6 protein-coding genes and 1 pseudogene are annotated in these 5,184 nt (G+C 72.4%); 1 reads left to right on the top strand and 6 read right to left on the bottom strand.

Going from position 1 to position 5,184, the window contains the following annotated elements; genetic code table 11:
* Nucleotides 1-66 precede the first annotated feature (66 nt).
* Complete coding sequence (locus tag H5J33_RS22765; RefSeq protein ID WP_181796767.1) at nt 67-459, bottom strand: SCO5389 family protein; 393 nt, start codon at nt 457-459, stop codon at nt 67-69.
* A gap of 275 nt (nt 460-734) precedes the next feature.
* On the opposite strand from H5J33_RS22765, the gene nucS reads away from it, so the two are divergent.
* Nucleotides 735-1,406 carry an endonuclease NucS gene (nucS, locus tag H5J33_RS22760; RefSeq protein WP_181796766.1) on the top strand — a complete coding sequence of 224 codons (672 nt, stop codon included), beginning with the start codon at nt 735-737 and terminating at the stop codon, nt 1,404-1,406.
* On the opposite strand, the gene H5J33_RS22755 is transcribed toward nucS, so the two are convergent.
* The 5 genes and pseudogenes from H5J33_RS22755 to H5J33_RS22735 form a co-directional block, all read right to left on the bottom strand.
* Nucleotides 1,358-2,863, bottom strand: coding sequence for an APC family permease (locus tag H5J33_RS22755; RefSeq protein WP_181796765.1), 1,506 nt, complete (start codon nt 2,861-2,863; stop codon nt 1,358-1,360). The genes nucS and H5J33_RS22755 overlap by 49 nt on opposite strands.
* Before the next feature lie 12 nt (nt 2,864-2,875).
* Entirely contained in the window at nt 2,876-3,850 is a 975-nt protein-coding gene (locus tag H5J33_RS22750) for a VlmB-like protein (protein WP_181796764.1), read from the bottom strand.
* A gap of 7 nt (nt 3,851-3,857) precedes the next feature.
* Nucleotides 3,858-4,376, bottom strand: a complete 519-nt coding sequence (locus H5J33_RS22745; protein WP_181796763.1) for a flavin reductase family protein — start codon at nt 4,374-4,376, stop codon at nt 3,858-3,860.
* A gap of 47 nt (nt 4,377-4,423) precedes the next feature.
* Nucleotides 4,424-4,966, bottom strand: a complete 543-nt coding sequence (locus tag H5J33_RS22740; RefSeq protein ID WP_181796762.1) for a hypothetical protein — start codon at nt 4,964-4,966, stop codon at nt 4,424-4,426.
* A 31-nt stretch (nt 4,967-4,997) separates the two neighbouring features.
* Nucleotides 4,998-5,184, bottom strand: a pseudogene (locus tag H5J33_RS22735) (acyl-CoA dehydrogenase); the annotation flags it as partial.

Below are 5,184 nucleotides of genomic sequence, written 5' to 3'. Positions count from 1 at the left end.
CTCCCACGGGGTGGAGCGGCAAGCCGACGGCTTCGGCGACCCGGTCCCGGCCGTGCCGCGGCCGCGTCAGCAGTCCCGGAGCTCCGGGGACTGGTTGAGCAGCTGGGCGCGCACGGACGTGAAGCGGGACAGCGTCTCGTCCACCGAGGCGTCCAGCGGGAACACCGCCACGCGGTGGCAGTTCTGGAAGGCCAGCCGTACACCGAAGTGCCGCTGGAGCGCGCCGCGTATCGCGTCACTCGCGAGCGCACGCAGCAGCTGACCGCGCGCCTGCTCGTCCGGCGGGGGCGTCTGGTTGTCGGCGAAGGGTCCGCCGTCCACCTTCAGCTGGGCCACCAGGGAGCTGATCATCTCCCATGCGTAGGGCAGGGAGGTCCGGACGCAGTCGACGAATGCTGCTTCGTCGACCTCGCCTCGCTCGGCCTGTTCGAGTAGGGCCGGTGAGACGTCGAGCGACATGGGTTCTCCTCTCGCACCCCCGAAGCGCAGGGGCTGGCGGACAGATAGGGGAGTTCGCGACTTCGAACACGCTCGGTACAGGGGCCGCAACCTCCCGTCCCTACGGTAGGCAACGGTCGGTGACCACACCAGCAGAATGCGTATATGGAACGGTCGGCTCATGCTCACTATCGGCCAGGGATGAACAAGAGGTTCCAGGGACAATCGGGACGATCCGCAGGGAGCGGGATGGGCGGATCGCGTGCACCGGCGCGCGTCGAGTAGCGTTGCCGACCATGCGTCTCGTCATTGCCCGATGCTCGGTCGACTACGCCGGCCGGCTCACCGCCCATCTGCCCTCGGCACCGCGACTGATCCTGGTCAAGGCGGACGGCAGCGTCTCCATCCACGCCGACGACCGGGCCTACAAGCCGCTCAACTGGATGTCGCCGCCCTGCACGCTGAAGGAGGGGACCGGCGACGACGCCGGGGTGTGGACCGTCGTCAACAAGGCGGGCGAGAAACTGATCATCACGATGGAGGAGATCCTCCACGACTCCTCGCACGAACTCGGGGTCGACCCGGGCCTGATCAAGGACGGCGTGGAAGCGCACCTCCAGGAGCTGCTCGCCGACCGCATCGAGACCCTGGGCGACGGGTACACCCTGATCCGCCGCGAGTACATGACCGCGATCGGGCCGGTGGACATCCTGTGCCGGGACGCCGACGGGCGGACGGTCGCGGTGGAGATCAAGCGGCGGGGCGAGATCGACGGCGTCGAACAGCTCACCCGTTACCTGGACCTGCTGAACCGCGACCCGCATCTGGCGCCGGTCCGCGGCATCTTCGCCGCGCAGGAGATCAAGCCCCAGGCCCGCGTCCTCGCCACCGACCGCGGCATCGACTGCCACGTCCTGGACTACGACGCCCTCCGGGGCATCGAGGACGACAAACTCCGCCTGTTCTGACCGGGGGCGGTGGCCGCCGCCGTGTCCCTCGCGCCGCCGATCGCCGCGTACCGGCCGGGTGCGCGCCTCCTGAGGTACAGCGCCTGGGCGACGCCCCAGACCACCGCGGCCACCAGCAGCCAGGGCAGCCGGTTCACCAGCGCCGAGTGGGTCCCGGTGACCACCGGGAAGTTGTCCAGGAGCAGCACCAGCTCGGCGCCGATGCCGCCGAGGGAGAGCAGCGGTGCGACGGCGCACCGCCACCAGTGGCCGCCGGGCCGCCGGGCGAAGAAGGCGATCACCGCGACGCTGACCGCCCCTTGCAGCGCCATCAGCCCCACCGCCCCCAGGGCCAGGGTCGTGGTGGCGAGGCTGGTGTACGGGTCGAGGCCGACGGCGGCGAAGACCGCGCAGACGGCGGCCGTGACGCCGGCCTGGACGAGCCCGGCGCGGTGCGGTGCGCCGTGCCGCGGGTGCACGGCGCCGAGCCAGGAGGGCAGCACCCGCTCCCGGCCGAGCACGTACAGATAGCGGTTGGCGGCGTTGTGCAGGCCCAGCATCGCGCCGAACAGGCTGGTGCACAGCAGCACCTGCATGACCGTGGTGACGGCCTCGCCGGTGTACCGCTCGGCGAGGCGGAAGAACATGTCGCCCAGTTCGCCGCGCGCGGTCGGCCGCAGCCGGTCCACGCCGACACCGCCGACGGCGACCCAGCTGACGAGCGCGAAGAACACGGTGATGAGCACCACCGACACATACGTCGCCAGCGGGACGCTGCGCCCGGGGTCGCGGGCCTCCTCCCCGTAGAGGGCCGCCGCCTCGAACCCGATGTAGGAGATCAGCGCGAACATCAGCGCCACGCCGAGGCCGGAGGCGAAGACGTGGTGCGGGGCGAAGGAGGCGGCGGGGAGCGCGGCGGCCCCCCGCCGGGCGACGACGCAGAAGCCGACCACGAGCAGGACGGCGACCTCGCAGAGCATCAGCACGGCCAGCAGGCGGGCGCTCAGGTCGATCCGGTGGTACCCCATGAACGCCATCGCGGCGATGCCCGCCACGGCCCACCACTGCCAGGACAGGTGCAGGCCGTGGGAGGCGGCGACCAGGTCGGCGAAGTAGGCGAAGGCGCCGGTGACGCCGGTCACGGTGGCGTTGTAGGCGAGCAGGGCGATCAGCCCGGCGGGCAGGCCCGCCGGCCGGCCGAGTCCCCTGACGACGTAGGTGTAGAAGCCGCCGGCGCTGGTGATCCGGCGGCTCAGGGCCGCGTAGCCGACCGAGAAGCACAGCAGTGTGGCGCCGGAGAGCAGGAAGGCCGCCGGGGCCCCGACGCCGTTGCCCAGGGCGAACGCCAGGGGCACCGAGCCCACCACGCCGGCCATCGGGGCCGCCGCGGCCACGACGAGGAAGACGATCTTCGGGGTGGTCAGGCCGGCCCTCGCCGCCGGCCGGCCGGCGCGGGTGCCGGGCGTCCGTGATCCCATGGCCGCCCGCCCTCAGCGGCCGGTGACGATGATGTCCACGGCCTCCGGGATGCCCATCTCGGGCAGGCGGGTGCGGGCCATGTCGTCGGTCCAGCGCTCCGCGAGGTCGTACCGTTCCTCCGCCGTGGTGTCCAGCAGCCGCCGGCCGGGGAACACCTCGTAGTCGGCGAGCAGTCCGGCATGGGCGCCCATGCCCTCCTGGAAGAGCCGCTCCCGGTGCAGGACGAACTCGTCGACGGGCAGTTCGTCCCACAACCGCCGTCCGCGCTTGACGAGTTCGATCAGCCGGGACCGGTACTTGGGGTTCCGGGCCAGGTGCTCGCGGACGATGGAGCTGCCCACCGCCAGGTGCCGGATCTCGTCGATGGAGGCGCCGCGGGCGATCTCGGCGGCGGCCGGGTCGAGCAGGCCCCACTTGCGTTCGCTCAGCTCGGCCGCGGGCGCCAGCACGCCTTCGATGACGATGGTGAACACGGCCACCGCCCCGATGAAGTCGCCCTCGTCGCGTACGACGGCCGTGGCGAACTCGGAGATCGGGTCGAGGATGCGCTTGGTGTAGTCCGCACCCTCCTGCCGGATCCGGTCGTGCAACCGGTCCGCGGGCACGCCCAGTTCGAGCAGATGGTTGCGGAAGACCATGGAGTGGCGCGCCTCGTCCACCACCTGCGTGACGAAGAACTCGGTCTCCGCGAGCCCGGGCGCCCCGATCACGTAGTGGGACAGCACCTGGACCGCCCGCAGCTCCGACAGCGAGCGGTTGCCGAGTTCCAGGACGAGCGCCTCGCGCAGCGGGCCGGGCGCGCGCATGTGGTCCGGCGTGGTGGTGGCGTGGCCGCGCCCGGCACGGCCGCGCAGGGTGCCCTGCGCCACCGCGGTCAGCCAGTAGGCGAGGTCGCACCGTTCGGCGGTGAGGGTCAGCTCCCGCGCTCCGTCGAGGAGGTTCGGGGCACGGTCCCAGTCGGCTTCCAGCGGTACGTCGGTCGTCATCGGGTCTTCACTCCCAAGGGTCCGGGTCGTCGGTCCTGCGCAGCCCTCGGTGCAGCCGGGTGGCGAAGCCGACCAGCGGGTCACCGCCGGCGCTCGCGCCGCCGACGACCTCGGCGACGACCAGGTCGTGGTCGCCGACGCGGTGCCGGCTGACGACGGAACAGGCCAGGTGGGCCACGCAGGCCGCGAGGAGGGGTGCGCCGGTGAGCGGATCGGGCGTCCAGGCGAGCCCGGTGAACTGGGCGGCGCCGTCGGGCCGTTCGGGGTCGGCGAAGTGCCGGGCAACCGGTTCCTGCGCGGCGCCGAGCACATTGACGGAGAACAGCGGGGTCTCGCCGAGCCGTTCGGTGAACGTGGAGGTGGGGCGCAGGCACAGCCCGAGCAGCAGGGGGAGCCGCGACAGCGCGACCACCGCGCTGACCGTGGTGCCGTGCGGCCGGCCGCCGCCCACGGTCAGGACGGTCACCGCGGTGCTGAGGGTGCGCAGTGCGCGGCGGGCGCTGTCCGCTGCGGTGTAGTCGGGCACGGACCGCGGCCGGCCGGGGAGGCGGGCCGGCGCCCGGACGGGCCCCGTCACCGGGCGGCCCCCGTGGCGATCGTCCCCTCGCCCGTCCCGGTCTCCGGCCGCCCCTCGGCGTCCGGGCCGGGCCCGGCCGGCACCCTGGAACCCACGGCCCGCCGCCCCAGGGCGGCGGCCAGCCGGTCGTACTGCGGGTTGGCGACGGGTTCGAACGGCCGGCCGAACGGCTTGAGGAAGTTGCCGAAGACCCCGCGGTCGCCGAGGACGTGGAACGGGATGGCCAGCAACGCCCACTCCGGCCCGGCCAGCCACATCCACAGTCCGGCCACCAGCGCGCAGGTGATCAGGCTGTGCGTCGAGTTGTACAGGACGTAGTACGTCTTGGGGATGCGTCCGTCGGGGCTGCGCCGGAAGGCGACGGCGCCGGGGATGTATCCGATGACGTCGATGTACAGGAACAGCGCCAGCCAGACCGGCCAGCGGATGTCGCCGAGGTGCAGCACCGTCAGCACGATCGTCGCGGCGAAGCCGACGAGGTACTCGGCGCGGTGCAGCTTGAAGGTGACGGGTGACTCGTAGGGATTCTTGATGTCCACGTCCGGCCTTCCATCCGCGGTTCTCGGGGGGTCAGGACAGCCGCAGCGGTTGCCCTGCGAAGTAGTCGGCCAGTTCCGCCGCGACGCTCCCGCGGGACGGCGGGTGGAAGGCGAGGGCGCGCACGGCCGACGAAAGGTAGGCGACGTCGGGCGAGCCGATGAACGCGATGCCGCCCAGCGTCTCCACGGCCGCGTCGACGACGTCCGCCAGCAGGTCC

Origin of the sequence: Streptomyces sp. WELS2 (assembly GCF_013870595.1) — a bacterium.
Lineage (GTDB): Bacteria > Actinomycetota > Actinomycetes > Streptomycetales > Streptomycetaceae > Streptomyces.
This window is presented reverse-complemented; position numbering and strand designations above follow the sequence as displayed.

What these genes read in the sequence shown, in the direction of transcription:
- H5J33_RS22765 (WP_181796767.1), bottom strand. Translation starts at nt 459, where the DNA reads ATGTCGCTCGACGTCTCACCGGCCCTACTCGAACAGGCCGAGCGAGGC.
- nucS (WP_181796766.1), top strand. Translation starts at nt 735, where the DNA reads ATGCGTCTCGTCATTGCCCGATGCTCGGTCGACTACGCCGGCCGGCTC.
- H5J33_RS22755 (WP_181796765.1), bottom strand. Translation starts at nt 2,863, where the DNA reads ATGGGATCACGGACGCCCGGCACCCGCGCCGGCCGGCCGGCGGCGAGG.
- H5J33_RS22750 (WP_181796764.1), bottom strand. Translation starts at nt 3,850, where the DNA reads ATGACGACCGACGTACCGCTGGAAGCCGACTGGGACCGTGCCCCGAAC.